We start from the raw sequence: 25,379 nt of genomic DNA, 5'->3' as shown, positions 1-25,379 counted from the left end.
AACCCTATGAGTGTGTTTCGCAAGGGAACCAAAAAGAAGCTGGTCTCCGAGATCAATGTGGTGCCCTACATTGACGTAATGCTGGTGCTGCTAATTGTCTTTATGGTCACGGCACCATTGTTGATGCAGGGGGTCAAAGTCGACCTTCCAAACGCGCCCTCGGCGCCGATGGAGGAAACCGATGAGGAGCCGCTGATTATTTCCGTGCGCTCCGATGGCACCTATTACCTAAATTTGGGGACTGACGAGAAGAGTGCCAAGCCGCTCGAAGAGATTAAACAAACGGTCGCTAAGGTGTTGCGTCAAAAGCCGGGAACTCCGGTTTTGGTGTGGGGTGACACCGAGGCCCGCTATGGCCTGATTGTCAATGCCATGACCGAACTGCAGCAGGCGGGAGCGCCCAGCGTCGGCCTGGTGACAGAGCCACCTCAGGGGTAGGGTGCCGGTGAATAAAGGCTTTTATGCATTGGCGATCATCATCAGCCTCGTGTTACACGGGGCGTTGATAGCTGCCATGACCTACGGCTGGGAAGCCAGCAGTATGCCCGAGCGCAAACCGATGCCAAAGTTTGTGCAGGCCAAGCTGGTGACGATTGAAGCGGCAACACCGAAGAAGAAACTGCCGAAAAAGGTCGATAAAATAAAACAGCGTGCCGATCGCGCTGCGGAGCAAAAACGCAAGGCTGAGGTCGAACGTAAGCGCCGCGCAGCCCTGGAGCAGAAGAAAAAGCTCGAGGCGGAAAAGAAACGCAAAGCGAAAGTCGAAGCTGATCGGAAGGCACAGGCAGAGAAGGCCCGTCGCGAGAAAGAGCAGCAAGAGAAGGCGCGCAAAGAAAAAGAGCTGAAGGAGAAGCTGGCCCAAGAGCGCCAGAGTTCTTTTGACGAGGCCCTCCAGGATGAAGAGGAGCTGCTGGATGCGAATGAGGCCGAGCAAGCGGTGATGTCCGTTGGCCAGGCGATCCAGCAGCAAATTGAGGCGGTATGGAGTCGCCCGCCCAGTGCCCGAAACGGTATGCTTACCAAGGTGAGAATAAACTTTGTCCCCACCGGCCGGGTGGTGGCAGCTAATATCGTCGAGGGCAGTGGTAATGCCGCCCTGGATCGCTCGGTACTGACCGCTATCAAAAAAGTGGAGGTATTTCCTGAAGTGGCCGACCTGGCCCGGGAAGAACCAGTGGTATTTGAGCGGGAAGTCCGCACAACTATTTTGAACTTTAAAGTCGAAGATCTGCGCCAATGATCAAGAGTTTACTGAAGACAGTCGTCATTATTGCAATCGCCTCGGTGAGCCTGGGGGCCCGAGCCCAGCTGGTGGTGGATATCACCAGCGGTATCGATGACCCCACACCGATCGCTGTGTCCCCATTCAGTTGGTCTGGTGGCGGGGTACTGGCGGAAGATGTTTCCGGGATTATTTCCTCAGACCTTCGCCGCAGTGGCCTTTTCTCCCCGGTGCCCAAGGAGGACATGCTGTCTTTCCCCAAGGCCCCGGAAGACGTGGTATTCCGCGACTGGCGTATCCTCGGTACCGAGTACATAGTGACCGGCCGCATTGAGCCGCAGGCCACCGGTTACCTGCTCACTTTTGATCTGGTCAATGTTTTCGGCCAGCACAAAATGTTCACCAAGCAAGTGCGCGGCGGCCAGACCCAGCTGCGGGATATCGCCCACCGCGCCGCCGATGAGATCTTTGAAGCTATCACCGGTATTCGCGGTGCCTTCTCCACGGAAATGGTGTACGTGCAGGAAGAGACCCGTGGCGGCAAGCCCAGCTATCTGCTGATGCGTGCGGATATCGATGGTGCTCGCGCCAAGCAGATCCGTCGTTTCAGTGCGCCGGTGATGTCTCCCATGTGGTCCCCCAATGGCCAGGAGCTCGCTTACGTCTCCTTTGAAACCGGGCGCCCGGCAATTTTTCGCGAGAACCTGCGCACGGGTGCGCGCAAGCAATTAACTAACTTCAAGGGCATCAACAGTTCGCCGACCTGGTCCCCGGATGGAACCAAACTGGCGATGGTGCTCTCCAAGGACGGCAACCCGGAGATCTACGTGTTGGATCTGGTCAGTAATAAGCTGACAAGAATGACAAGGCACTTCTCCATTGATACCGAGCCGAACTGGATGCCAGATGGTAAATCACTGGTTTTCACCTCCGATAGGGGAGGGAAGCCACAAATTTACCAATTGACTCTTGCCACTGGTCAAGTCGACCGCTTAACCTTCGATGGCGATTACAATGCGCGGCCCCGTGTCTCTCCCGATGGAAAGACACTGGTGATGGTGCATCGTAATAGGGGCGTATTTACCATCGCTACGATGGATATCAACTCGGGCAGAGTGCGTGTCCTTACGGAGACTACGCTGGACGAATCCCCTAGTATCGCGCCGAATGGGGCCATGTTGATGTACGCTACCAAACGTGGGGATAAAGGTATTCTGGCAGCGGTGTCGCTGGATGCCGGGGTGAAGTACAACCTGCCCTCTCAGAGGGGTGATGTCCGTGAACCGGCCTGGTCGCCGTACTTTGAATAAGGCGGGGGTGCCCGACGCGCTTAAGCGAAGGGTGTGAATTAGAGCAAGTAGAAATCTTTCAGGATTTTCGATAACACTATATATAAAGCGGAGTAGCTTATGTTGAAATCAGTAAAAACAGGCCTTGGGTTAGCCTGTGTATTGGCAGTTATGGCTGGTTGTAGCAGCACTGACACCACCGAAGGCAGCCAGGAGACCCTGGACCAGGCAGATCAAACTGCGGTTGAAACCACCGATTTTGATACCACGCCAACCGAGACAGTTGCACCTCTTGAAAACGTAGTTTACTTCGATTTCGACCAGTCCCTGCTGAAGCCCGAAACCCGTGAGCTGCTGATCCGTCACGCTGACCGTATGCGCGCTGCTGCCGGTTCTGTTCGCCTGGAAGGCCACGCTGACGAACTGGGTACTCGCGAGTACAACCTGGCTCTGGGTGAGCGTCGTGCCAATGCCGTTCGCGACTTTTTGGTACTGCAAGGCGTAGACGCAGCTAACCTGGAAGTAATCAGCTACGGTGAAGAGCGTCCGGCTCAAATGGGTTCTAACGAATCTGCCCGTGCGATGAACCGTCGCGTTGTTATTAACTAATCGTAAAAATGGATGCCAATGGCTTTAACGATTAGAAAACTAGCGATCGCCGCAGCAGTAATGACTGCGGCATCGCCGGTATTTTCCCAGGCCCCGATTGTAGACCTGTCTTCTAAAAGCCAGGACCAGTCGACCATTACTTATACCGATGAAGTGGAAAGCAGTGCTCCGACACAGCTCGCCCGCGCCGGTATGTCACCACCCCGAGCCCAGGGCAACCCCCAGGCCGAAGCCTACTATCAGATGCAGGTTTTGCAGCAGGAAGTGCGGGAGTTGCGTGGCACAGTTGAAGAGTTGCGCCATGAGATCAAGCGTCTCAAACAGCAGCGCACCGAAGATTATATGGATCTGGACCGGCGTATTGCGCGCCTGAGTGGTACAGAGCCAGCGGCTCAGCCGCCGTCTACCGCTGAAGGCGGTGCTTCGTCAATGCAAGGGCAGGGGGGCTCAGCAATGCCGCCTAAACCCCAGGGCCCGAAAGACGGCAAGAGCGAGCGCGACCGCTACCAGGCCAGCTTTGGCTTGGCCCGCAATGGCGATTACGGCGGCGCCAGTGAAGAGTTCAAAAGCCTGTTGCAGGACTTCCCCAATGGTCAGTACGCCCCGAATGCGAATTACTGGCTGGGTGAGATTGCACTGGTTCAAGGCAACCTGGAAGAGGCTCGGGAGTGGTTCGTAGCCCTCCTCGACGGTTACCCGAATTCCAGTAAAGTCTGGGATGGCCGCTACAAGCTGGGCACTGTTTATCACCAGCTGGGCGACCAGCAAAAAGCCCGCAACCTGCTGGAGCAGGTGGCAGCCAGTGACGCCAGAGCGTCGAATCTGGCGAAGAAGTATCTGCAGGAGAACTTCCAGTAGCCTTCAGTCGCTACTGACTGCCATCGCTGGTTTTTTGAGCAGAAAAAGCCTATGATCCCGCGCCCGGGTGGCATGTGCCACTCGGGCGTTTTTGTGTTGGGTGTGTATGACCGATCTTTCCAAAGAATCACTCAGAATCAGTGAAATTTTCTACTCCCTTCAAGGAGAGGCGCGAGAAAGTGGCCTTCCTACGGTGTTTGTACGCCTGACGGGCTGCCCGTTACGCTGTACCTATTGCGACTCCGAGTACGCCTTTTACGGCGGCGAGCGCATGACGCTGGAGCAGATTTTGCAGCAGGTGCAAAGTCATCCCGCTCGCCATGTGTGTGTTACCGGTGGTGAGCCCCTGGCCCAGCCCAATTGTTTCCCCCTGATGAAGGCGCTTTGCGATGCAGGCTATGCGGTGTCCCTCGAGACCAGTGGCGCTATGCCTGTGGATAAAGTGGATGAGCGGGTGTCGAGAGTGGTCGACCTGAAAACGCCGGCCTCCGGGGAGCAGCACCGCAATCGTATGGAGAATATGCAAGTACTCACTCGCCAGGACCAGATCAAGTTTGTGATCTGTGATCGCGGGGATTATGACTGGGCTCGATTTACCCTGGATCAGTACCGTATACCTGAGCGGGTTGGGGAGGTGCTTTTCTCCCCCAGCTACGAGCAGCTGCAGCCGCGCCAGCTAGCTGAATGGATTCTGGAAGATGGATTACCGGTGCGTATGCAGATGCAAATGCACAAGCTGTTGTGGGGCGACATCCCCGGCGTATAAAGCGCCGCTGCGCCACATCAAGAAAAGAGGAAAAAATGACAGCAAAGAAAGCAGTAATCTTGCTATCCGGTGGCTTGGACTCAGCCACCGTACTGGCCATGGCTCGCGCTGAGGGCTACGAGTGTTACGCACTGGGCTTCGATTATGGCCAGCGTCACGAGGCAGAACTATTGGCTGCGCAGAAGGTGGCGAAGGACTTGGGGGCCATTGAGCACAAGGTGGTTAAGCTCGACCTGCGCTCAATCGGCGGATCGGCGTTGACCGATGACTCTATCGAAGTACCCGAAGAGGAAACCTCCGGTATTCCGGTGACCTATGTGCCGGCACGAAACACGGTATTTCTGTCTATTGCCCTGGGTTGGGCAGAGGTGTTGGGCGCCCAAGATATTTTCGTGGGTGTGAATGCCGTGGACTACTCCGGCTATCCGGATTGCCGCCCGGAATATATTGAGGCTTACGAGAAGATGGCCAACCTGGCTACCAGGGCCGGTGTCGAGGGCAACAAGCTGTCTATACGTGCGCCGCTGATGGACATGAGCAAGGCGGATATTGTTACCGAAGGAACCCGCTTAGGGGTGGACTACAGTTTAACTGTGTCCTGCTACCAAGCCTTGCCAGATGGCGCTGCCTGCCGCCGCTGCGACAGTTGCCGCCTGAGGGCTGCCGGCTTCGCAGAGGCCGGCTTGGAGGACCCCACGGTCTACGCACCTTAATTGGCCGTTGGCGCCAATTTTTTGAACAAATACCTAACTCCTTAAATTTGTTAGATTTTTTTTCGAGTTAGGTATTGTCTTTTCGAAATAGATCCGTAAGATACGCAGCTCCTCACAACGAGGCATCGAAAAGGGTCGTTAGCTCAGTCGGTAGAGCAGTTGGCTTTTAACCAATTGGTCGCTGGTTCGAATCCAGCACGACCCACCATTTTCGACAGGGATGCCCAAGGCAGCCCACCCAGTTTTTACACTTCTGCGCGAAGGTAAAAACAACCCAAGTTGGACCGTTACCAAGTTAGTCCAACCATCCTGGGGGTCGTTAGCTCAGTTGGTAGAGCAGTTGGCTTTTAACCAATTGGTCGCTGGTTCGAATCCAGCACGACCCACCATCTCTCCTTTTCCCCACTATCAATTAACCAGTTTCTCTGTATTACCATCGTACACGTGGGCTAGTTTCAGACTTTCTATTACCGTGCTTATTTGCTGTATTAATCAGCTCCTTTCGTTTTCGATTCTGAATGGTGGATATTACATGTATGGTGATCTATCAGAGTTTTCCGCATCGTAAAGGCTCGCCGACTGCGCAGATGTGCTCGCCAGGGTGTGCTTTAAGTTGTGTGTGCTTAACCCTGGGCTCAATAGCCGCTATTTACTTTAGAGGGCCTTATGTTGGTCTTGGCGGCGGCTTTTGCCGAGTTAGAGAGTCTCGCCAGATCGGCAATGAACACGATTTAGTGCTCGTTAGTGTCAAGGTTGCATGTGGAAAATAAGCTGTTGTAGAAACTTTTAGCTGAGATAAAAGTCAGTTCGAGACAGTAAAAACACCTTTATCGATAATTGTGGTTAACACTTGAGCTTAAAAGGGGGCGTGTATAGCCTTTGGGTTATTCTGCCCTATAAGTCTCTCAGTCAAGGGTAGATCCTGGGCGCAGGGGCTGCTCTTGACCGAGAGTTTTGCCTGAGAAAAAGGCTAGTTCTAATTCGAGGCTTTAATGTAGCCAGACGCTTCCTGTGGGGGTAGGCTGGAACCAACCCTCCTAGCTCTTGGCTTTCTGCGTGCTAAATAAATAGCCAATCCAAAGCAGGACATTGCAATTAAGGCGAGTAATGTAATTACAATCAATATGTCACGCTTTTCAGCTCCTATTAATGGACGTAAAAAATTCCACTTGTGAAGCAATGAGAATGAAAGTGATTCCAACCGGTCAATCTTTCGATTTTGGTCAACTAAAATACCTGTTACTGGGTCAACAAAATACCTGCTATTGGCTGGGTCATTCAAGTCGACCTGCCAAACCGGCAACCGTTTATTGCGGAAGTCATAGTTTGGGCCAAAGTGTGTGACCAGCTTGATTTCATCAATTTTACTATTGTCGATTGTATTGCCATTAGATTGGATGAACTGTAGAGCTAGTTCTTTGGCCAAGTCCTGGTCTTTAATCGACTCTTTCTCCCCTGTTTGAGCGTTGATTAAAGCTGATGAGCTTTCCAGAGGCAGTCCGCTAAAGCGTGCTTTACGCTGTTGGTAATTGGACATTGACTCTTCAATCGGAATGCTAATCCCAAGTCGATAAAATGGCTTTTTATCGATGGACTGATTGAGCGAAATAGCATTTAAATGCGCTTTCTTAGGAATGCTACTCTCTATGCTATGCCGCCACTGAGCCATCTCTCTTTCCGTAACTGCAAAGCTTTCCAGTTGCACAGGTTCAAGCAGTCGCAAGCCTGAAATGGGCTGTATGTATTCTGCCTGTAATAAGTGGTAAAACCCGCTTGCTGACCAGCCAAGTAATGGCAGCCAAAGTAGGTATCCGAGGCGGCGATGCCAGCGTCGATTAGACTTGGGAATTTTGCGGCTGGGGAGTGCAAAAATCAGATAGAGTCCCGTTGAGGCTATCACTAGAAGCGTCAACATAAATAGTGCAACAGTGAGCACACGCCCATGGCCGGTAGTATCTAGCCAGCTCCAGGTATGTAGCGCTCTGAAAAACATTTGCGTTTTGGCTTTAAAGCTATTGTTTAAAGCAGCTAAGGCACCTGTTTCGGTGTAGATAAAAGCTTTGAGTAAATTATCGTCGACGGCAATGGTCACTTCATAAACTGGTAGCAGGCGATTAACTCGCGGGTAATCAGCGCTAAAGCTCTCCTTGAATTTAACATCAATAATATTTTCTTGTGGTAAGTCCAAGTAATGAGAGGTGAGCCACTTTGCTTGTGCTATATCATGATCAAACAACTCACTTCCAGTTTCAAGGTTGAAATAACGCCTTGGGCTGTTATCAGCTTCTGTAATCTGCAGTAGATTACCCTCACTTGAAGGAACAACTTTAGCGATAGCCGCCCTTTCGATAGGCAGCTTATCAACAATTTTTTCAAGTTTATATAAGGTTTCTGTACTGGCTTGAAACGTGGGTGGCATTGTATTTTTGGCTTGCGGACCAAACCAAGCCATTATTGGATGGGATATTCCAGACAAAGACCAAGTTACAACACCAAAAAAAGCTATCCAGGTTAGGAATCTGTGCCATCTAATGAATTGCAGTTTCATCAAGCTACCTCGCTTATGTATTTCTTACTGTGAGGGGGCTATTAAAAGTTAGTGCTGATACCAACATAGAAGGCGCGACCTTGACCTGGAGTAAAAACTGAATTACTGGAAGCCATACTAAGATCTGATACTGTTGACACATTTGAGATATATTTTTCGTCGGTTAGGTTTTCCGCAGATGCAAATAAGTCGATCGCTTCGTTTATCGAGATACCGGCAATAATGCCAATTAATTCATATCCCGCAGTTCTTTCAGTGTTGGCGAAGTCAACGTAGGCTCCGTTGGCAATATGTCGCAAGTTAATGCCTGCATACCACCTGTCATTGCTCGAGTATTTTAATTCGCTGGCATAGATTGATTGAGGTATTCCAGGTAACTTGTTATCCCCTCTATCCGGATCATTATCAAAGCTAAAGTCGTTATAGTTATAGATGTTCCGCCAGAGAATATTCTTATTTATTCGTATATCGAAACCAAGCTCGACACCTTTGTGTAGTGTGTTACCTCTTGCGTTTTCTGTACTTGTTGTTTCGCCGCTAAACCCGGACTGCCCAACGTCTACAAATTCGTTGCTAATTTCACTGTGATAAATAGATGCGTCCCAGCTTACAATACCTTTCTGCCCGCGAGACCCAACCTCAAAAGTCAATGACTCCTGTGCATCAAGAATTGTAAATGGATCCGCTCCGCCCGAAGTTAGATCAGTTATCCCTGGTGGCTCATAACCTTCACTCACATTAGCGTATAGCTGATTTTCATCTTGTAGGGTATAAATAACACCAAGGCGCCCATTGAATTTCTCGAAGCTCAACTTACCGGTGTCATCTTTCGGTCCACCCGTATCCTGAGCGGGGTCAGAGTTAAAGATATTTTTGTTTTCTCTGACGCTACTAATATATTGAGCTCCTGCGATTAGGTTAAGTGACTCGCTTAGGGGGAAGTCTAGCTGTCCATAGATGACAGTATTCGTCGCATTCCGATCATCTTTACTTGATAAATTTCCCTTTTCGGCAGTTGGTGTTGGGCTAAAAGGGCCCTCAGAGTACGCAAACAGTTCTGACTCATTGTTACTTTCAGCATGGGTTATACCTATAACCCAGGAAATATCAGTGATATCCAGTTGGAAATTACCAGTAATATCAGTAGATATGCCAAACTCCATTCCGCCTTGCTCAATGATGCCGGCATATGGTGTTATGGCGTGATCCAAATATCTTGTTGCTAGCCAAGCCCCGGCTTCAATAGTGAGCGAATCTAGTGCAAAAACTGTTCGATTTGATAAGCGAAACACATCAAGGTTTCGATCCATATCGCGTTCAATATTTGATTCTGGCGACATGTCAGGATTGCTTAATGCTTGGTCGTGTGTCAAAGAGCCAGCCAGCTCAAAATTGTCCTGCAATGCGGTCAGGAAAAAGCGAGTTTCCATGTTGTCACTAAATTTGTAGCCAACATTACCAAAGCTATAAATACTGTCGACTTCGGAATGTTCTCTAAATCCACTACTATTTAGTTTGGTTACCGCACCATAATAATCAAAAGCGTCATTTCTTCCTTTAGTGTTAATACTGGTTCGGTATGTATCGAATGACCCGCTTTCCAACCTTATATTACTTCCAGCTTTTGACGTAGCTCCCGTCGGTGTTACCACATTGATTGCACCTCCCAGTGAAGCTGCACCATAACGAAGGCCGTTTGATCCTTTATAGATCTCGATATAGTCAATAGATAGTGGATCTATTTCTTGATACTCGGTGCTGCCACTGGCACGTGAAATCGGTACTCCATCACGCAATACAGTAATTCCTCGGCGTTCATAAGTAGCATTCGCAGCGGATCCCCGAATAGAAATTCGATTGTCACGCTGCGCTGAAGTGTCTGCGTAAACGCCGGGTGTGAACTTCAGCGCGTCACCAATACTCTGCGTAAACTCAACTAAATAGTCTTCGGCACGAACCAAGTCAACTCCCCCTGGAACACGCTGAAGGTTATGAATTGCTTCACTTGCAGAGTGTGCAGATAGTGAATTGTCGATATCAGCTGTAACTACAACCTCCTCAATTGACTGGGATTGATGATCTTGGCCTTTAGCTTGAGGCGCGCTACTGATAGCAATAAGTGCTAAGGAGATGAGCAGCTTTCGAGTAATTTTCATGTATAGGTATCCTGTCGGAACGCTATGTAGCGTGCCGATAAAATAAATTAGATGCTGTAACGCAGACGATATAGCGACAGGCACAGGTGCTCTGATACTAGATTGGTAGTATCTACGAGCAAGCTGATTTGCTTATATCGAATGCCTTACTGGCTCCATCATTGAGGCAGGCGTAAACGAGCCCAAAAGATGAAGAGCAAAGACTTAAATTGTGGACAAAGAGGTGAAGAAGGGAGGAGCGCGCTGCTGCTGTTTGCGATGTAGGCTGGCGATTACTTCCTCAGCCAAGTGTCGCTGCTGGATATAGCGTGTTTTTGACAGGCTAGATAGATAAGGGGTAGATAAAAATGTTACTTCGGAATTTGGCTTTGCAATACCAAACTTGCAGTCCAGCTGCCAATTACCTTCGGCATGGTGATCATGATCTGTACTTTCAGCAACTTTATCGGCTGACATACTCGCCATCTCATGGTGTATATGTTGATGATGGGAGTGGTGATTCTGCTCGCTCTTTGTACCGCTGCTTAATGGCTTTTGATTATGTCCCTGATGAATAATCGCCATTACTTCTGGTGAGACGCCACTAGGACAGAGTTTGATAACTGTACCATCAGTAGCGATCGAGGCTGGCATGTACCCTGTGGGAATCAACGCTTGTACCAAAAATAAAAACAACGCTATACGAGGCAGCAGGTTTCGTGTGCCTCGTGATTGTTTGATTTTGGTAAAGTAGCAGATTGACAAAGCTGGTACTTGCGAAGTGACAATTTGAGGCGCATTCTGCTCTACTTATTGAGAGTTATCAAGGGCTGGGAGTTGCTTTCTATGATGGAAATACCATTATCGCTGGCAACCTCGGTCTCTAATAGAAAAATCTGCTGATAGGTTTGGCGTGATTCTATTGGATGATTTTTGGTGGCTGGTTACCCAATTCCACATTTGTATATTGCTTTTGGCAGACGAAATATTTTCTTACTAATTGATATTGGAGGAGTTGATTTTTAGTGGCAGTAAATAGAGGCTTGTCGAACCTGTTTTGGATGGAGTGGTGAGTCGTTATGCAAAGTTATGGTTGGTTTAGTGAGATATCTCCAAAACAAGGCTAGTATAAGCTTTATATCTCGACTTTTAATCGGCTGACTGTAGGTATAAAACCAGTGCGTCCAACAATTCCTTTCTTGTAATCATCAATGTCTGGTTTTCTTAGTTCTTTCTAGAGGGCACTAAACCTGCAACTTCTATTCTTTCTAAGACATTTCACCCAGTTCTTGGACACTTTCTTCCTATAGATGGCTCAGCTTTTGCTGATAACATTTATTAAGCCTTTGAATTGCGTCTTGGCACAGTGGCGAGGGATCTCCAGCTAACAGAAGTTAAAGGTTCTGCTACTGAGAATAGCGTCGCGCTTTTGGAGGTGCTATCTCCTCAAGTTTTCCGTGTCACCAATTACGGTGAATGGTACTTACCTTGATGTTGCGGGTTTGATTTCTGAGTAGTGCGGTTCGATCTGTGTAGGTAAAGGAGCTGGTTTTAACGCGAGATATTTTCTACCAGGTAAGGATTGCCCAAATGAAAACTGTAACCCCCGTAACTGCCGCCATCTGTTTGGCGGTGCTAAGCTCTCACTCTTTTGCAGACAGTAATTCCACCGTCGTTGAGCAAAATGGGATTGGAAATAGTGCCTTGTCAGATCAATCAGATGCCACGGTCAATTTTAGCCAAGTCATACAGTCCCAAACTGGGGATGGTAATCAGGTTGCTGCAGAGCAATACACCAATGTAACTACTGCAGTGGTGACTCAGACGCAAATTGGTAATGGTAATTTAGCTACCTCTGAACAGTACAATAGTGCTACCAATGTCCAGTTAACACAGTTCCAATCCGGTGATGCGAATACAGTGATGAGTATCCAGGTGGGTAATCTTTCGGACAGTAGTTTGACTGTGCAGCAAGTTGGGAATATGAATCTGGTTGACAATAATGTTCAGGGTCTTGGTGGTACTACTGCAAGTACCATGACGATAAATCAGCAAGGAGACATGAACACGGTCGGGCCCAGTTTTGCATTGCAACAGCAGGCAGTGAACTCTACTTTGGTTGCTACTCAAATAGGGCAGATGAACCAAATGGACGTCAATCAAAACTTTGTTATTAGCGATAGTACAATGATTGGCATTCAAGATGGCGTTGGCAATATTGCAGCCTTGGATCAGATAGGTTCAGTAAGCTTTCTTCTGATGGAGCTATTGCAGTTGGGTAATGACAATATGGCACTCATGGAGCAGGAGTTTACGGTTGAGAATTCAACTATGATTGTCGACCAGTTTGGTGATATGAATATGTCTACGCTGGATCAAGGAAATGCCTTTTTCACCAGCGCTACAGTGTTACAGGCCGGCGACTCCAATGATGTGAATATTGATCAAGCAAATATCACTATGGGAGTGGCCTCAATATCCCAAACGGGAACATCAAATGTGCATGTTACGTCTCAAGCTGGTACCGCCGAGACGGCAATAGCGACACAGTCTGGGGTAAGTAATACCGGCACTATTTTACAGTAACAGTCAGCTCTTTGATTTCTGTGCTGCTAAGTTCTGATCAGTGTGGCACAGAAATTTAATTCCAAACTTTGTTCCTAGTTTTTCCCCACTTCCTTCTTATAGCTGTATCGCCGCTTATCGTTAACTCTTACCCAGTAGTTGGTCGGCCCATGATCAGCGATTTGAGAATAGTTTCTAAATATTCAGTCGTTCATTATCGCAAGTGACCTTGTGCCAGTGCATGTCAATTCCTCTTGGGATTTGTTGTTCGCATAATTGCCTGTGACAATTTTATTGCCTCAGCGCTCGAGTTTGGCGAGCTTTAACACTTCTTTGGTGGATACTGCTGTTTGGAGTAGGGATGGCGCTAAATTGGATTTGCGCATGCCTTACGCCGGCATGCCTATTGGTATCGATGTTGTTGATGAGGCCCTCTAAGTTGAGTCCCAAGAAAAGCTTGAATAGTTAATGAAGGATTGAATTATGAGGAAGTTGAAGCCTGTAGCTCTAGCTATATTGGTCGCAGTGAGTGGAAGTGCGATGGCCAGTAATAATACGACGTTAATAGATCAGCAGGGAGTCGGTAATACAGCGAACGCCAATCAGGTTGACCCTACGGCCATAGGGAACCTGATAGATGTTACCCAGATTGGCGATGCAAACTCTTCGTCATCGACCCAGGCGAGCGATGCCGTAAGCAATACCATGACCCACTACCAAGAGGGTGATGGCAATATGGCCGAGTCTTTCCAGCAGTTTATGACTGAGTCAAGTTCGCTAGAAATTAACCAGATTGGGAATAATAACGATACGACAGCGGAGCAACTTGAATCACTTGGTTCTACCCAGGAACTAAATCAAGCTGGGGAAATGAACTTTATGACCATCACCCAGACTGATACCGAAGCATCTAGTATCGCGGTGACTCAAACTGGCGATATGAATGATGCGATCATAATGGGGCAGGTCTTCGATATACTGGGAAGTGATGTCATCCTAAATCAAATTGGCGATGACAATATGGCCCAGATCGGTCAGCAAAGCGTTGTGGAGTTTAGCACTATTTCTGTCGATCAAATTGGCAATCAAAATCTCTTTGTCAGTGAACAAATAATGGGGGTGTTCTCCTCCACTATAAGTGTTCTGCAATCTGGGGATATGAATGAGGTCGACTCTGATCAAGAAAATGGAATCACTACCAGCTTTGTCTCTATTACTCAGGTAGGTAATGGAAACTTTGCTGGTTCATTGCAGCAAGATAGTGTCGAGAACAGTTCTGTAAACGTAAATCAGGTTGGAGATGGAAACTTTGGTGGCGGAGTTCAGCAGGCAATAGTTGATACAAGTGTTGGAAATGTCAGTCAATTGGGCTTGATGAACATGGGAGTTACCCAGCAGGCAGGTGGAACATCAGCAGCATTAGCATCGATTTCTCAATCGGGGACTTCGAATGAGGCGATGCTTGGACAAGTTACTGCAAGCTCGGTTACAGGAACCATACTTCAAGATGGCATTAGCAATATTGCAGGTGTGCTCCAGCAGGGAAATATGCTCAGTGTTGCTACAACCACCCAAATAGGTGAGTTAAATCAACATACAACCGAGCAATTGTCCGATTCGCAAACTGCTATTGCGACGCAAAATGGTATTTCAAATATTGGATTTATTTTTCAGTAAATTGGATAGGGGCTTCGCGGTTTTAGTGTGAATACGGATCGCTGCAATGCGACTGCGGAGCTCCATGTATTTTTCAATTTTGTATTTTAGGATCAGATAATCATTTTCAAGGAGGTAAAAATGTTTCCTCCTATTGATTTTCGTCTATCTGATATAGGCCTTTAACTCTACTTTCCAAAGAGAGTTCAGGTTTTGATTTGGGGGCGTTGTGCTGTGCATTTGCTTAACGCAAGAGGTGAAATCTATGGATAAGGAATTAGTTAAATGAAAGTTTGGACTTCAGTTACTGCAATAGCTGCGCTCACTTTTAGTGGTCACTCTATGGGCGGTAATAATACGACTGATATTGACCAGGATGGCGACGGACATCTGGCAACAGTAGATCAGTCTAATCCTACCAGCACCAATAATACCGTTTCAATAACCCAAACCGGAGACTCACATCAAGTGTCTGTTTTACAGGGGGCACTTACAGATTTGAATATGGGCACGGTGGAGCAATCGGGTTTGATGAATGAGGCGATTCTGGAGCAAATTGCAGAAGTCTCAGAAAGTACAGCTCTAATTAGTCAATCTGGCGATGGCAACTTCGGTTGGGTGGTTCAGGATGACTTTGTTGTTGCAGGTAGTGCCTCTGTTATCCAGTCCGGTTCAAATAATGAGGGTATTGCTGCCCAGGTGGATGTTGGGGGGATACAGGGAACTGTTGCTGTTACTCAGACTGGGACAATGAACTTTGCACAAGCAATCCATGAGGATTTTGCGCTTAATAGCACTGGGCTAATTAATCAACTTGGGAGTGAAAATAGTGCCGAGTTATTTCAGGGAGACTTAACTGAATCAAGCTTTATTAGTGTTGAGCAAGATGGAACTCTCAACGAGGCATTGGTAGGGCAGGGCTTTGCTCTTTTCTCCTCTATTACCACCTTCCAGAGTGGTGATATGAATTATGTAGAAGTCTCTCAGTTGGGGCTAAGTACTGGATTGGCCACTGTCTCCCAGATAGGTTCTTCCAATATTCATGTCACGACACAAACAAATGATGGGCAGGTGGCTATTGCTAGCCAAGTGGGGGGGGGTAATACGGGAAGTATTATGCAGTAGAATTTCAAGGCCATAAAATTATGCCTGTATTTATTATTGTTAATTCATAATTTTTAATTGTGATTGATAGTGCTAAATAGTTATGAATTCCTCGTTATCCTTGTGAGGAAGTCCCCTGCTCAGTAGTTTGGTCGGTAATTTTTTTGAAAAGGAATTTGCTATGAAGTTTATGAAGCCATTGGCTGCGGCAGTGTTGGCCGTGATTCACTGTGGGGCTTTAGCAGACAGTAATGTCAGCAGTGTCTCCCAGCAGGGCTCTATGAATGCAGCCACAATTGACCAGTCTGATCCTTCGGTTACAGATAATCAGATTGTGGTTATTCAAGATGGAACTGGAAATGTCTCTGATGCGGAACAGGTGAATAATACAACCAATAGTGTGATTACACACATACAAATTGGAGATAACAATGAGGCAAGTTCGATTCAGGATATAAATGTTAATGCAGCTAATAACACAATTAATCAACAGGGGGATATGAATCAGGCTGAGTCCTTTCAGGAGAATACAGTTGAATCATCCAGTTTAACGGTCAACCAATTTGGCAATTCCAACGATGCGGACCTTGATCAGGAGGAGGGAGTCACCCAGAGCCTGGTGTTGATCACTCAAACAGGGGATATGAACGATGCAGTGGTCCCACAAGGGGATATCGTGAGTAATAGTTCTGTGGTCGCAACCCAGTCGGGAACTGATAATGAATTTGAATCCAGGCAGGATAACCAAGTTAGTTTCAGTAGTGTAATCTCATCTCAGGTGGGCTCAACAAACAGAACCGAATTGGAGCAGGAAGACTTAATTGATACCAGCACGATTAGTGGTGTTCAAAATGGTGATATGAACGATGCAGATGCACAACAGTCGACTGTAATTTCGGCTAGCACTATTATTGTTAATCAAGTTGGCGATGATAATGTTTTAGATGTCGATCAGTTTAGCAATATCACTTCATCCACCGCGACTATTATACAGCTGGGCTCTTCAAATGATGGTGATATAGTTCAGGCTTCAGTTGTTGATTCGTCTACCGCGAGCATTTTTCAATCAGGTGCAAGTAATCAGGCAGACGTAGATCAGGGTGATGAGATTTCAAATAGCTCTATCATTGTTACCCAAAACGGCAATGACAATGGAATGTTTGTAGATCAGGAAGACCTGGTTTCCCAGAGTTTTATCACTATTAACCAAACTGGCGATAACAATGAAGCCGGGGTAAGTCAAGAGGAAGACGTTTCCTCAACAGCCGCGACTGTTATACAAAACGGTAGTATGAATGAAGTAGATATTAGTCAAAGTAATTTTGTAGACTCTTCAACATTGACGGTATTTCAGAGTGGTTCCACCAATATGGTGGATGCTGAACAGGACGAATTTATTAGTAATAGTGTGATTGATATCACCCAATCGGGAACGGATAATACCGCTGATGTTGAGCAAGATACATTGGTTGATCTGAGTAGTGTGACTACTTTGCAAACTGGCACATCAAATTTTCTGATGGTGTTACAAACGGATGTCACATCATCCAATATCACCATTACCCAAGATGGAAATATGAATACGGTTGATGTTAGCCAAACTGGGGTTTCCAGTAGCGCCAGCACCACCTCTCAATCAGGTACTTTAAATACTCATACCACCACTCAAGTGAATGATTTCCAAACCGCACTGGCAACACAGCTGGGTACGGGAAATATGGGTATGATTATTCAGTAATTCGCACCGTAAAAGCTAGAGGGAAAGAATACCCTGGGGTTTATGTTGAACCTGATGTAGGTGATTGGTGGATAAATACTATTCCTACTTTATCACTTCAATAGCGTATTCTTTCTGCTTTCGTTGTGATTGTTTGAGTTAAACAGAATTTCTCTTCCAGTGGATAAATAATTAGCAAATCATTTTTACGATTACTTCTCCGAGGTACAGTGAAGAGGTCAGCCCGGGGGATTCAATTCCAAAAAATGCCACTAACTGAGATTTATCCGATAGGCTTTTGTGATAAATCTGGAAATCACCAGCGGGGTGGCCCCTGCGTACAATTTTGGAGCGAATGCCCGCATAGCCAGGCCGTAAAGTATTCTTTGATATTCCAGGCCAGTAGCGACGGATGTTGTCATAAAATGTATTTAGTTTACTCGGATCCACTTGGTAGTTAATGGTCTCGACCCACTCCACATCCGGACCGAAGCGCGCACCTCCAGCCAAATCCAGAGTGAGGTGAATACCCAGACCGGCACTTTCAGGTAGAGGGTAAATTAAGTGTGAAAAAGGCACCTTACTTGACTGGGTAAAGTAACTGCCCTTAACAAAATACGTGGTGGGGATTTCTCGTTTTATAGCTTCGCTATTTATCGTCCCCACTAGCGAGCTTGTGTGGAGGCCTGCGGCCACAATTAGATTGCAGGTTTTCAGTTTGTAGCCATCCTCCATCACGAGTTGGCAAGTGCCGCTGGATATTTCAATTCGCGCAACTTTGCTCGCAAGTATAACTTCTCCTCCCCTGGCTTCCATGGCACCCTCAAGGGCTAGCATCAGGCTGTGGCTATCGATAATGCCGGTCGTCGGAGAGTAAATGGCACCGGCACATTGTAATTCCGGCTCCATAGATCGGGCTTCAGAGGCGCTTAGTAATCGAAGTCCGCCAGCGTTATTAGTATCCCCCTGATTTTTGAGGTCTCTCAATTGCGCAAGCTGTGCTTTATCGGTGGCGACTACCAGTTTGCCGATTTGCTTATGGGGCACCGCGTATTCTTGGCAAAATTGGTACAGCATGGATTTACCCTTAACACAGGCGCGGACTTTCAAGCTGTCTGTTGGATAGTAGAGGCCTGCGTGAATAACCTCGCTACTGCGCGCGCTGGTTTCAGTTCCAATGGCGCTGTGTTGTTCCAGTACCAACACTTTGTGGCCGGCGCGGCTCAGCTGGTAGGCGCAGGCAAGCCCTAATACCCCAGCCCCGACTATCACGGTATCCAAAATCTCCATAGCGGTCCTGTTGCCGAAATGTGTACTTTCTGAGGTGACCAGGTTGACTCCCTTCGGCCTATTTTGCCTGTAACGCCAGATTAAAATTGCTGTCGAAAGGGTGCGTGGTGGTGTCGTTTCATTGCGCTATAATGCGCGCTTTTCCGCGACTGGAAGTTAGTCATGACTCATAAGTCCATTGCCGCAGACAAGGTAGATTCTCGCTCTTTGGTGCAAGCGCACCTGGCGGAGCCGGTAATGTCTCAATATAGCGAAGAAGAGCTGCAAGAATGGCGCGAGCGCATCAAGCGCTTGTTGAAAGAACAGAATGCAGTATTGGTCGCACACTACTATACCGACCCCTTGATTCAGGCCTTGGCAGAGGAAACCGGTGGCTGCGTTTCTGACTCATTGGAAATGGCCCGTTTTGGCGCTAAGCACTCGGCCGATACTCTGGTAGTGGCCGGAGTAAAGTTTATGGGTGAGACCGCCAAGATCCTTACCCCGAACAAGAAAGTACTGATGCCGACCCTTGAGGCAACCTGCTCCCTGGATCTCGGCTGCCCCCCGCAAGAATTCTCTGACTTTTGCGATCAGCACCCGGACCGGACTGTGGTGGTTTATGCCAATACTTCTGCTGCGGTAAAAGCCAGGGCGGACTGGGTGGTGACCTCGAGTATTGCGCTGGATGTAGTGGATCACCTGGATGCCAATGGCGAAAAAATCCTTTGGGCACCTGACAAACACCTCGGCGGCTATGTCCAGCGGGAAACAGGCGCAGACGTACTGTTATGGGACGGTTCCTGTATTGTGCATGAAGAGTTTAAAGCCAAGGGGGTTGAGGACTTAAAGGCCCTCTACCCGGATGCTGTGGTTCTAGTGCATCCTGAATCTCCCGCCTCTGTGGTAGCCCTGGCCGACGTTGTAGGTTCTACCTCACAGATTATTAATGCTGCCAAGACCCGCCCAGAGAAGCGCTTTATTGTGGCTACCGATCAGGGCATTTTCTACAAGATGCAGCAGGAGTGCCCAGACAAAGAGCTAATGGTGGCGCCAACCGCCGGTGCTGGAGCCACTTGCCGCAGCTGTGCTAATTGCCCCTGGATGGCGATGAACTCTCTGGAGAACCTCTGCGGTGTACTGGAGCGCGGGGATAATGAGATCTTTGTGGACCCGGAACTGGGGCGCAAGGCGATGATCCCGCTGCAGCGGATGTTGGATTTCCGCAAAGGTTAGCTCTTGAGGGATTAGCGGTGAGTAAACAAAAAGAGCGGCCAGTGGCCGCTCTTTTTGTTGGGGGGAGTTACAGCTCCTCGATTCTTTCCTGCATTTTCAGCACATCTTTGAGGCGCTGTTCCAGGATGGCATTGACCTGGTAATCGTCTTTTGACATGCGAATTCCATGGCGCAGGTGCTGAATAGCCTTGTCGAATATGCCGTTGAGGATGTAATACTCAGCCCGGGCCTCGTGCACGCCAACAATATCTCCGGCTAATCCGTGGGTCTCCGCCAATAGGTACCAAACTGCCGGGTCTTTCTTCCGCGTACGGCTATATTTCGCCAGCAGGCGCTCTGCAGCCAGGTAGTTACCGGCTTTAAAGTGGGCATTGGCCAGGCCCATGATTAAGGCGTGGTCTCCCGGATTGCGATCGAGGGCCCACTGCAGTCGCTTGGTGGCACTGCTGTAGTCTTCTCGGACCAGATCGATATCCGCTCGGGCCAGCACATAGGCTGCTTTTGAGGGGGTCTTTTCTAACAGGGGTTGCAAGGTGTCCAGCGCTGAATCGGGCTTGCCTGCGGCTACTTGGGCCAGGGCGAGGCCGTAACGGGCAGCATCCTCATTATCATTGATACCAATCAGCTCTGCGCTAAAGCGTTTTACTGCTTGCTGCGGCGTTGGTTCTGTGGCGAGCCGTACCCGGGCGCGCATCAGGTGATAATCCAGGTCCTCGCTGGGAGCCACTTTATCCATACGCTGAGCGCGCAACTTAGCGTCGGCAATACGCTTTTCTGTAACGGGGTGGGTAAGGAGAAATTCCGGCGGGCGCTGGTAGTAGCGTGTGGCCTTGAGCATTTGCTCGAACATTTCTCCGGCGGCTTCTGGATCACGCCCGGATTTGGCCAGGGTATCAATCCCGACTCTGTCCGCTTCTTGCTCATTCTTGCGGCTAAATCGCAGCTGGTTATCCAGGGCTGCAGCCTGGGTCGCGCTCATAGCTGCTATTCCCGCTTCACCACCGGCGGTGGCAGCCAGAACCAGGGCACCGAGCATACCGGCTAAGGTGGGAATTGTGCTATTGCGCTGTGCTTCCAGAGAGCGGGCGTAGTGCCGCTGGCTGAGGTGGCCCAATTCGTGGGCAACTACCGATGCAAACTGGTCTTCACGCTCTGCAAACAGAAACAGGCCGGTATGGACCCCCATGACTCCACCGGGGACTGCAAAGGCGTTCATGGTTTTGTTGTTTACTACGACAACATCAATTTCTTTGTCTTCCAGCGGGCTGTATTCGGCCAATTCCTTGACCATGCCTTCGACAAATTGCTGGATCAGGGCGTCGCTGGAAGTGCGAACCTGACTGCGAAAAATACGCAGCCACATCTGCCCCAGTTCTTTTTCTTGGGTGTGCGATACGACACCGCTGGTCCTATCTCCCAGTTCGGGGAGGCGGATTTCATCACTGTCCGCTATGGCAGCAAACGGGACTGCGCCGAGTAACAACCCCATACCCAGGCTTCGCAGTCCTGCGCGAAGTCGATGGAGGATAGCTGAGGGGCGCGTTCGGTGAAGCAGGCTGTTTTTGGAATCAGTCATCTTGATTACTGCTCGGTCTGTCCATGAAGGATCTATAGTCCAACTCTATACGCTACCCCGTTGGACTGTCGAGGATTGGACTTAGTGGACCATAAAAGGTTCACACTTGCGCCAGGCGGAAAGTTAAAAAGCGTAAAGCCTGCGCGGGTTATGGCGTCTGGTTCGCGCTATAATCCCCGGCAATTCTGGTTTGTGACTAAAAAGGCAATGTCAGTAACTTCTTCTACCAATCAGCCCGATACCCAGATACCGAACTGGGATACGGCCACTATTGTGGATGCAAGAAATCTGCCCTGCCCACAACCGTTACTGGCCATGCGCCGGGCATTGCGGGAATACCCAGAGGGAACGCTGCTTTGTGTGCTGGCCACTGATGAAGGGTCCTGGCGAGACTTCCACAGTTTTGCATCTTTAAGTGGCCGGTCCCTGCTCCGCGCTGAGCGACGTAATAATACCTTTCAATATTGGCTGTACGCTGGCAAATGAATAAAGATAAATCCCGAGAGTCTATGTTATCGATTGTAAAAGGCTGGGTGAACCGCTACTTCAGTCAGGAAGAAGTGGTGCTTCTGGTTTTAATATTGACCCTGGCCCTGGTGGTCCTGGCGACTCTGGGCGCTGTGCTAGCCCCGGTATTCACCGCGTTGGTGATCGCCTTCCTGATGCAGGGTATGGTGCAAAAGCTGAAGTCTTGGCGTGTGCCACACTGGCTGGCGGTTACCCTGTCCTGCTTGGTGTTGGTGGGCACTATTGTGGCCCTGTTATTTGTGGTACTGCCTATTATCTGGCGCCAGCTGGTGCGGCTTGGGGCAGAGTTGCCCAATATGGTGCAGCGCGGCCAGGAGCTTTTATTGTTACTTCCTGAGCGCTATCCGCGCTTAATTTCTGCCGGGCAGATCGATGAGATCTTCAATACTCTTGGCAGTGAACTGGGCGGCCTGGGGCAGACACTGCTGGCCTTCTCGCTTACCAACCTACCCATTTTTGCCGGGTTGCTGATTTACGTTGTAGTGGTGCCGATCCTGGTGTTCTTCTTCCTTAAGGATGCGGAACAGCTGATCCGCTGGTGCACCTCTTTCCTGCCGAAAGAGCGGCCCATGCTCCACCAGATTTGGCATGAGATGAATGATCAGGTGGCCAATTATGTGCGCGGTAAGGTAATAGAAATTGGCATTGTGGCTGCTGTCAGTTATGCCGCCTTTCTGTTACTGGGGGTGAACTACGCCCTGTTGCTGGCAGTAGCCGTGGGTTTCAGTGTGTTGATTCCTTATATCGGTGCAGCGGTTGTCACTATCCCCGTTGCGGCTATTGGGCTTTTCCAGTGGGGGTGGAGTAATGAATTTTTATACCTGATGATGACATACGGCATCATCCAATTGCTCGATGGCAATGTACTGGTACCACTGCTGTTTTCTGAGGCAGTTAATCTGCACCCGGTTGCTATTATCCTCGCAGTGCTGTTCTTTGGCGGCATCTGGGGTTTCTGGGGCGTCTTCTTCGCAATTCCTCTGGCGACCTTGCTCAAGGCCATTATGAGTGCCTGGCCTACCCATGAGCACCAGGTGGAATGGGAGGCCCGGCGAAGCTCGGAGTAATTACCCGATACTTTCTTTGTCTGTAGGCTGCGGCATTTGCTAGAATGCCGCGCTTTCTTTTATTTGGTCCCTTCAAATAGGTGAGAGCCCATGAGCCTGGCTGACAAAGTTCTAGCGGTCAATAATGACCTGCCGATCCGCACCGACAAGCCTATCCACAGTGGCAAGGTCCGTTCCGTATACTGGCTGAGCGAAGAAGACAGCCGCCGCCTGATTGAGGAGAAGGGCTACCCGGTTTCTCCTGACACTCCGCTTGCGGTAATGGTGATCTCCGACCGTATCTCCGCGTTCGATTGTATCTGGACTGGCGAAGGTGGTATGCGCGGCGTACCTGGCAAGGGCGCAGCACTAAATGCTATTTCCAACCACTGGTTCAAGCTGTTTAAAGAGCAGGGCCTCGCCGATAGCCACATTCTGGATATCCCGCATCCGCTGGTGTGGATAGTACAGAAGGCGCGCCCGGTTATGATCGAGGCGATCGCTCGCCAGTACATCACCGGCTCAATGTGGCGCTCCTATGAGAAGGGTGAACGGGAGTTCTGTGGTATCGAGATTTCCGATGGCTTGCAGAAAGACCAGAAGCTGCCTGAATTGCTCATTACCCCCTCCAGTAAAGGCATTCTCAAGGGTATCCCCGGCGTGCCGGAAGTAGATGACGTTAATGTCACCCGCAAGAATATTGAAGACAATTTCGGAGCGTTCGGCTTCCGCAATGCAGGCGATATCGACCTCTACGAGAAGTTGCTGAAAGAAGGTTTCGATTTAATTTCCGCAGAGCTGGAAAAGCTCGACCAGGTCTTTGTCGATACCAAGTTTGAATTCGGCTATGTCACCGATGCCAATGGTGAAGAAAAGCTGATCTATATGGACGAAGTAGGTACTCCGGACTCCTCCCGTATCTGGGATGGCGAACAGTACCGCGCGGGCAAGGTTTTGGAGAAATCCAAAGAGGGTTTTCGCCAGGCGCTGCTCAACTACTTCCCCGATGCCGATATCCTGTTGAACAAAGATCGCATGGATGAGCGCTCGGCTTTGGCTTGTGATAATGAGCTGCCAGAATCTATGTTGATGGATCTCTCTAATACTTATATTGGTATTGCTGAGAAGATTACTGGTACGAAACTGGAGATGTCTGATAATCCCAAAGCTGAGCTGCTCGAAGTGTTGTGTAAGGATTATGGCTTGGTCGATTGATCTGGGCCTGATCAAAAAAACGACGTTTGCAAATTTCTTTGCCTGATGATTACTTTTTTCAGTCCCTGAATATAACAGGCAAGAAATTGTGCTCAGATACCAAAATTAAACTCTCAGCTGGGGTAGCCTAAAGTGAACTTTTCCTATGGTTTGAATCTAAGCTCGCTACTTGAATTAGGCTAAATCAAATAAAGATAAAAGGAGTTAAAATGAAAAAAATTATCGTAATTGCCCTAGCTTTGACGATGATCGGCTGCGGTACAGTCAAAACTGTTGGCCGCGACAACTATGCGGTGGGTAGTGCTTTAACAAGGGAAGGCTCTTATTGTAATAGCATGCCCCGCGTATATAGTGGCGTGGCTTACAATGTATGTAAAATGAACTCCAAACCCAAGAACTTTGGTAACATCATTTTGGCTTGTACTGTAGTTGACTCAATGTTCTCTGTCGTGCTGGATACAGCCGTGCTCCCGGTTACTCTTTACACCCAAAGCAAATATGGAAATTTTGAACTGCGAGAACATATCCGTTCGTAGAATCCATTTAAGATCGTAGCAATTTTATACACATTACTTAAAGCAACAGGCTCCCTAAGCAAGCTTCTATGAGAAGGTTGGGCTTGGGTGTTATTCTGAAGGTTAGTAAAAACCGGCGTGAGTGCCGGTTTTTTTATGGCTGCTACAATTCCACTTTCCTATCGCCTGCTTCCCTCTGTTTAATGACTTCAATATCCAATTTAAAAGTGGAGGGAAGTCAGTGAATAGGGTGATGTTATTCGGGCAGCGGTTGCATAAAGACGATCTGCTGTTGCCGAAAGAAATACTATTGCCGTCAGAAGACCGGTGGCGCTGGGCGCTGGTTGTTACTGGTTGTGGTAGCACTGGCGGTAGTCATTGCGGCAATCGGGCCAAAGGCCAATGCCCAGGCGACGCCCTCTTAGGGGCATGCCACCCAGCTGGAGTCCACAGAAATGGGTGTCAGTGCCGGTTGCTAAATTGGTAGATAGAAAACTATAGCGTTAGCGCGAAAGTAGGATGCCCATTCTTATATATAGAAAATTTTTGACTATGAAGGGAGCTCTTGATATTTAGAGAAAATATTCTTATTTTCAGTACTGATCAGTTTATTAATGGGATGTAATTATCTACCAACTTAGAGGCGGAGAGCCTTAAAGCTGCTAGGTGCGGCTTTGAGGGAGTAAAAATAGAGATAATTGCGTACAGGCGGCTAATTTTCGAGTAACAACAGTCATTTTGAGTTGTCCGCAATATAGTGCAGTGTTAAGGGCGAGTTTTCTAAAAAGCCCATAATCTAAAAAAACGGGTCG

Annotated in this window: 22 protein-coding genes and 2 tRNA genes; 19 read left to right on the top strand and 5 right to left on the bottom strand. The window is 48.6% G+C overall.

What is annotated here, in order from left to right; genetic code table 11:
- Positions 1 to 6 precede the first annotated feature (6 nt).
- The 9 genes from tolR to ACJJI3_RS13230 all read left to right on the top strand — a co-directional run bounded on the left by tolR (position 7) and on the right by ACJJI3_RS13230 (position 5,846).
- Positions 7 to 438, top strand: a complete 432-nt coding sequence (tolR, locus tag ACJJI3_RS13270; RefSeq protein ID WP_444892812.1) for a protein TolR — start codon at positions 7 to 9, stop codon at positions 436 to 438.
- A gap of 7 nt (positions 439 to 445) precedes the next feature.
- Positions 446 to 1,240 (top strand): cell envelope integrity protein TolA, encoded by a 795-nt coding sequence (gene tolA / locus ACJJI3_RS13265; protein ID WP_444912139.1) that lies wholly within the window; start codon positions 446 to 448, stop codon positions 1,238 to 1,240.
- Entirely contained in the window at positions 1,237 to 2,532 is a 1,296-nt protein-coding gene (gene tolB, locus ACJJI3_RS13260) for a Tol-Pal system beta propeller repeat protein TolB (protein ID WP_444912140.1), read from the top strand. The genes tolA and tolB overlap by 4 nt, the downstream gene beginning before the upstream one ends.
- A 99-nt stretch (positions 2,533 to 2,631) precedes the next feature.
- Entirely contained in the window at positions 2,632 to 3,120 is a 489-nt protein-coding gene (locus ACJJI3_RS13255; protein ID WP_282934229.1) for an OmpA family protein, read from the top strand.
- Between the two features lie 18 nt (positions 3,121 to 3,138).
- Positions 3,139 to 3,978 carry a tol-pal system protein YbgF gene (gene ybgF / locus ACJJI3_RS13250; RefSeq protein ID WP_413664416.1) on the top strand — a complete coding sequence of 280 codons (840 nt, stop codon included), beginning with the start codon at positions 3,139 to 3,141 and terminating at the stop codon, positions 3,976 to 3,978.
- Positions 3,979 to 4,084: 106 nt separating this feature from the next.
- A complete protein-coding gene (gene queE / locus ACJJI3_RS13245; RefSeq protein WP_108731832.1) occupies positions 4,085 to 4,744 on the top strand; it encodes a 7-carboxy-7-deazaguanine synthase QueE in 660 nt (219 codons plus the stop codon).
- Positions 4,745 to 4,779: 35 nt separating this feature from the next.
- Positions 4,780 to 5,457: a 7-cyano-7-deazaguanine synthase QueC gene (gene queC / locus ACJJI3_RS13240; RefSeq protein ID WP_444940015.1), complete on the top strand. Its 678-nt coding sequence runs from the start codon at positions 4,780 to 4,782 to the stop codon at positions 5,455 to 5,457.
- A gap of 132 nt (positions 5,458 to 5,589) precedes the next feature.
- Positions 5,590 to 5,665, top strand: a tRNA-Lys gene (locus ACJJI3_RS13235).
- A 105-nt stretch (positions 5,666 to 5,770) separates the two neighbouring features.
- Positions 5,771 to 5,846: transfer RNA gene (locus tag ACJJI3_RS13230), tRNA-Lys, on the top strand.
- Between the two features lie 587 nt (positions 5,847 to 6,433).
- On the opposite strand, the gene ACJJI3_RS13225 is transcribed toward ACJJI3_RS13230, so the two are convergent.
- The 3 genes from ACJJI3_RS13225 to ACJJI3_RS13215 form a co-directional block, all read right to left on the bottom strand.
- A complete protein-coding gene (locus ACJJI3_RS13225) occupies positions 6,434 to 8,005 on the bottom strand; it encodes a PepSY domain-containing protein (protein ID WP_444940014.1) in 1,572 nt (523 codons plus the stop codon).
- A 41-nt stretch (positions 8,006 to 8,046) separates the two neighbouring features.
- Positions 8,047 to 10,161 carry a TonB-dependent receptor family protein gene (locus ACJJI3_RS13220; RefSeq protein WP_444940013.1) on the bottom strand — a complete coding sequence of 705 codons (2,115 nt, stop codon included), beginning with the start codon at positions 10,159 to 10,161 and terminating at the stop codon, positions 8,047 to 8,049.
- 204 nt (positions 10,162 to 10,365) lie between these two features.
- A complete protein-coding gene (locus ACJJI3_RS13215) occupies positions 10,366 to 10,905 on the bottom strand; it encodes a hypothetical protein (protein ID WP_444912143.1) in 540 nt (179 codons plus the stop codon).
- A gap of 825 nt (positions 10,906 to 11,730) precedes the next feature.
- On the opposite strand from ACJJI3_RS13215, the gene ACJJI3_RS13210 reads away from it, so the two are divergent.
- The 5 genes from ACJJI3_RS13210 to ACJJI3_RS13190 all read left to right on the top strand — a co-directional run bounded on the left by ACJJI3_RS13210 (position 11,731) and on the right by ACJJI3_RS13190 (position 17,203).
- Positions 11,731 to 12,726 (top strand): hypothetical protein, encoded by a 996-nt coding sequence (locus ACJJI3_RS13210; protein WP_444940012.1) that lies wholly within the window; start codon positions 11,731 to 11,733, stop codon positions 12,724 to 12,726.
- A 261-nt stretch (positions 12,727 to 12,987) separates the two neighbouring features.
- Positions 12,988 to 13,143 (top strand): hypothetical protein, encoded by a 156-nt coding sequence (locus tag ACJJI3_RS13205; protein WP_444940011.1) that lies wholly within the window; start codon positions 12,988 to 12,990, stop codon positions 13,141 to 13,143.
- Positions 13,144 to 13,188: 45 nt separating this feature from the next.
- Positions 13,189 to 14,382, top strand: a complete 1,194-nt coding sequence (locus ACJJI3_RS13200; RefSeq protein WP_444940010.1) for a hypothetical protein — start codon at positions 13,189 to 13,191, stop codon at positions 14,380 to 14,382.
- A gap of 264 nt (positions 14,383 to 14,646) precedes the next feature.
- A complete protein-coding gene (locus tag ACJJI3_RS13195; RefSeq protein WP_444926700.1) occupies positions 14,647 to 15,486 on the top strand; it encodes a hypothetical protein in 840 nt (279 codons plus the stop codon).
- 160 nt (positions 15,487 to 15,646) lie between these two features.
- Positions 15,647 to 17,203 (top strand): hypothetical protein, encoded by a 1,557-nt coding sequence (locus ACJJI3_RS13190; protein WP_444940009.1) that lies wholly within the window; start codon positions 15,647 to 15,649, stop codon positions 17,201 to 17,203.
- Between the two features lie 171 nt (positions 17,204 to 17,374).
- On the opposite strand, the gene ACJJI3_RS13185 is transcribed toward ACJJI3_RS13190, so the two are convergent.
- Positions 17,375 to 18,472 (bottom strand): NAD(P)/FAD-dependent oxidoreductase, encoded by a 1,098-nt coding sequence (locus ACJJI3_RS13185; protein ID WP_444940008.1) that lies wholly within the window; start codon positions 18,470 to 18,472, stop codon positions 17,375 to 17,377.
- A gap of 162 nt (positions 18,473 to 18,634) precedes the next feature.
- On the opposite strand from ACJJI3_RS13185, the gene nadA reads away from it, so the two are divergent.
- Positions 18,635 to 19,687, top strand: a complete 1,053-nt coding sequence (gene nadA / locus ACJJI3_RS13180; protein WP_444940007.1) for a quinolinate synthase NadA — start codon at positions 18,635 to 18,637, stop codon at positions 19,685 to 19,687.
- Between the two features lie 67 nt (positions 19,688 to 19,754).
- On the opposite strand, the gene ACJJI3_RS13175 is transcribed toward nadA, so the two are convergent.
- On the bottom strand, positions 19,755 to 21,263 hold the full coding sequence (locus tag ACJJI3_RS13175; protein ID WP_444940006.1) for a M48 family metalloprotease: 1,509 nt from the start codon (positions 21,261 to 21,263) through the stop codon (positions 19,755 to 19,757).
- Positions 21,264 to 21,455: 192 nt separating this feature from the next.
- On the opposite strand from ACJJI3_RS13175, the gene ACJJI3_RS13170 reads away from it, so the two are divergent.
- The 4 genes from ACJJI3_RS13170 (at position 21,456) to ACJJI3_RS13155 (ending at position 24,588) form a co-directional block, all read left to right on the top strand.
- Positions 21,456 to 21,749, top strand: a complete 294-nt coding sequence (locus ACJJI3_RS13170) for a sulfurtransferase TusA family protein (RefSeq protein ID WP_444940005.1) — start codon at positions 21,456 to 21,458, stop codon at positions 21,747 to 21,749.
- Positions 21,750 to 21,772: 23 nt separating this feature from the next.
- Positions 21,773 to 22,858, top strand: a complete 1,086-nt coding sequence (locus ACJJI3_RS13165; protein WP_282934585.1) for an AI-2E family transporter — start codon at positions 21,773 to 21,775, stop codon at positions 22,856 to 22,858.
- A 90-nt stretch (positions 22,859 to 22,948) separates the two neighbouring features.
- Entirely contained in the window at positions 22,949 to 24,052 is a 1,104-nt protein-coding gene (locus tag ACJJI3_RS13160) for a phosphoribosylaminoimidazolesuccinocarboxamide synthase (protein ID WP_444940004.1), read from the top strand.
- Positions 24,053 to 24,261: 209 nt separating this feature from the next.
- On the top strand, positions 24,262 to 24,588 hold the full coding sequence (locus tag ACJJI3_RS13155) for a YceK/YidQ family lipoprotein (protein WP_444919021.1): 327 nt from the start codon (positions 24,262 to 24,264) through the stop codon (positions 24,586 to 24,588).
- Positions 24,589 to 25,379: the final 791 nt, after the last annotated feature.

The sequence above is a fragment of the Microbulbifer maximicatervae (SeqCode) genome, from assembly GCF_052466985.1.
The sequence above is the reverse complement of the archived record's forward strand: the minus strand, read 5'-3'. Positions and strand labels throughout refer to the sequence as shown.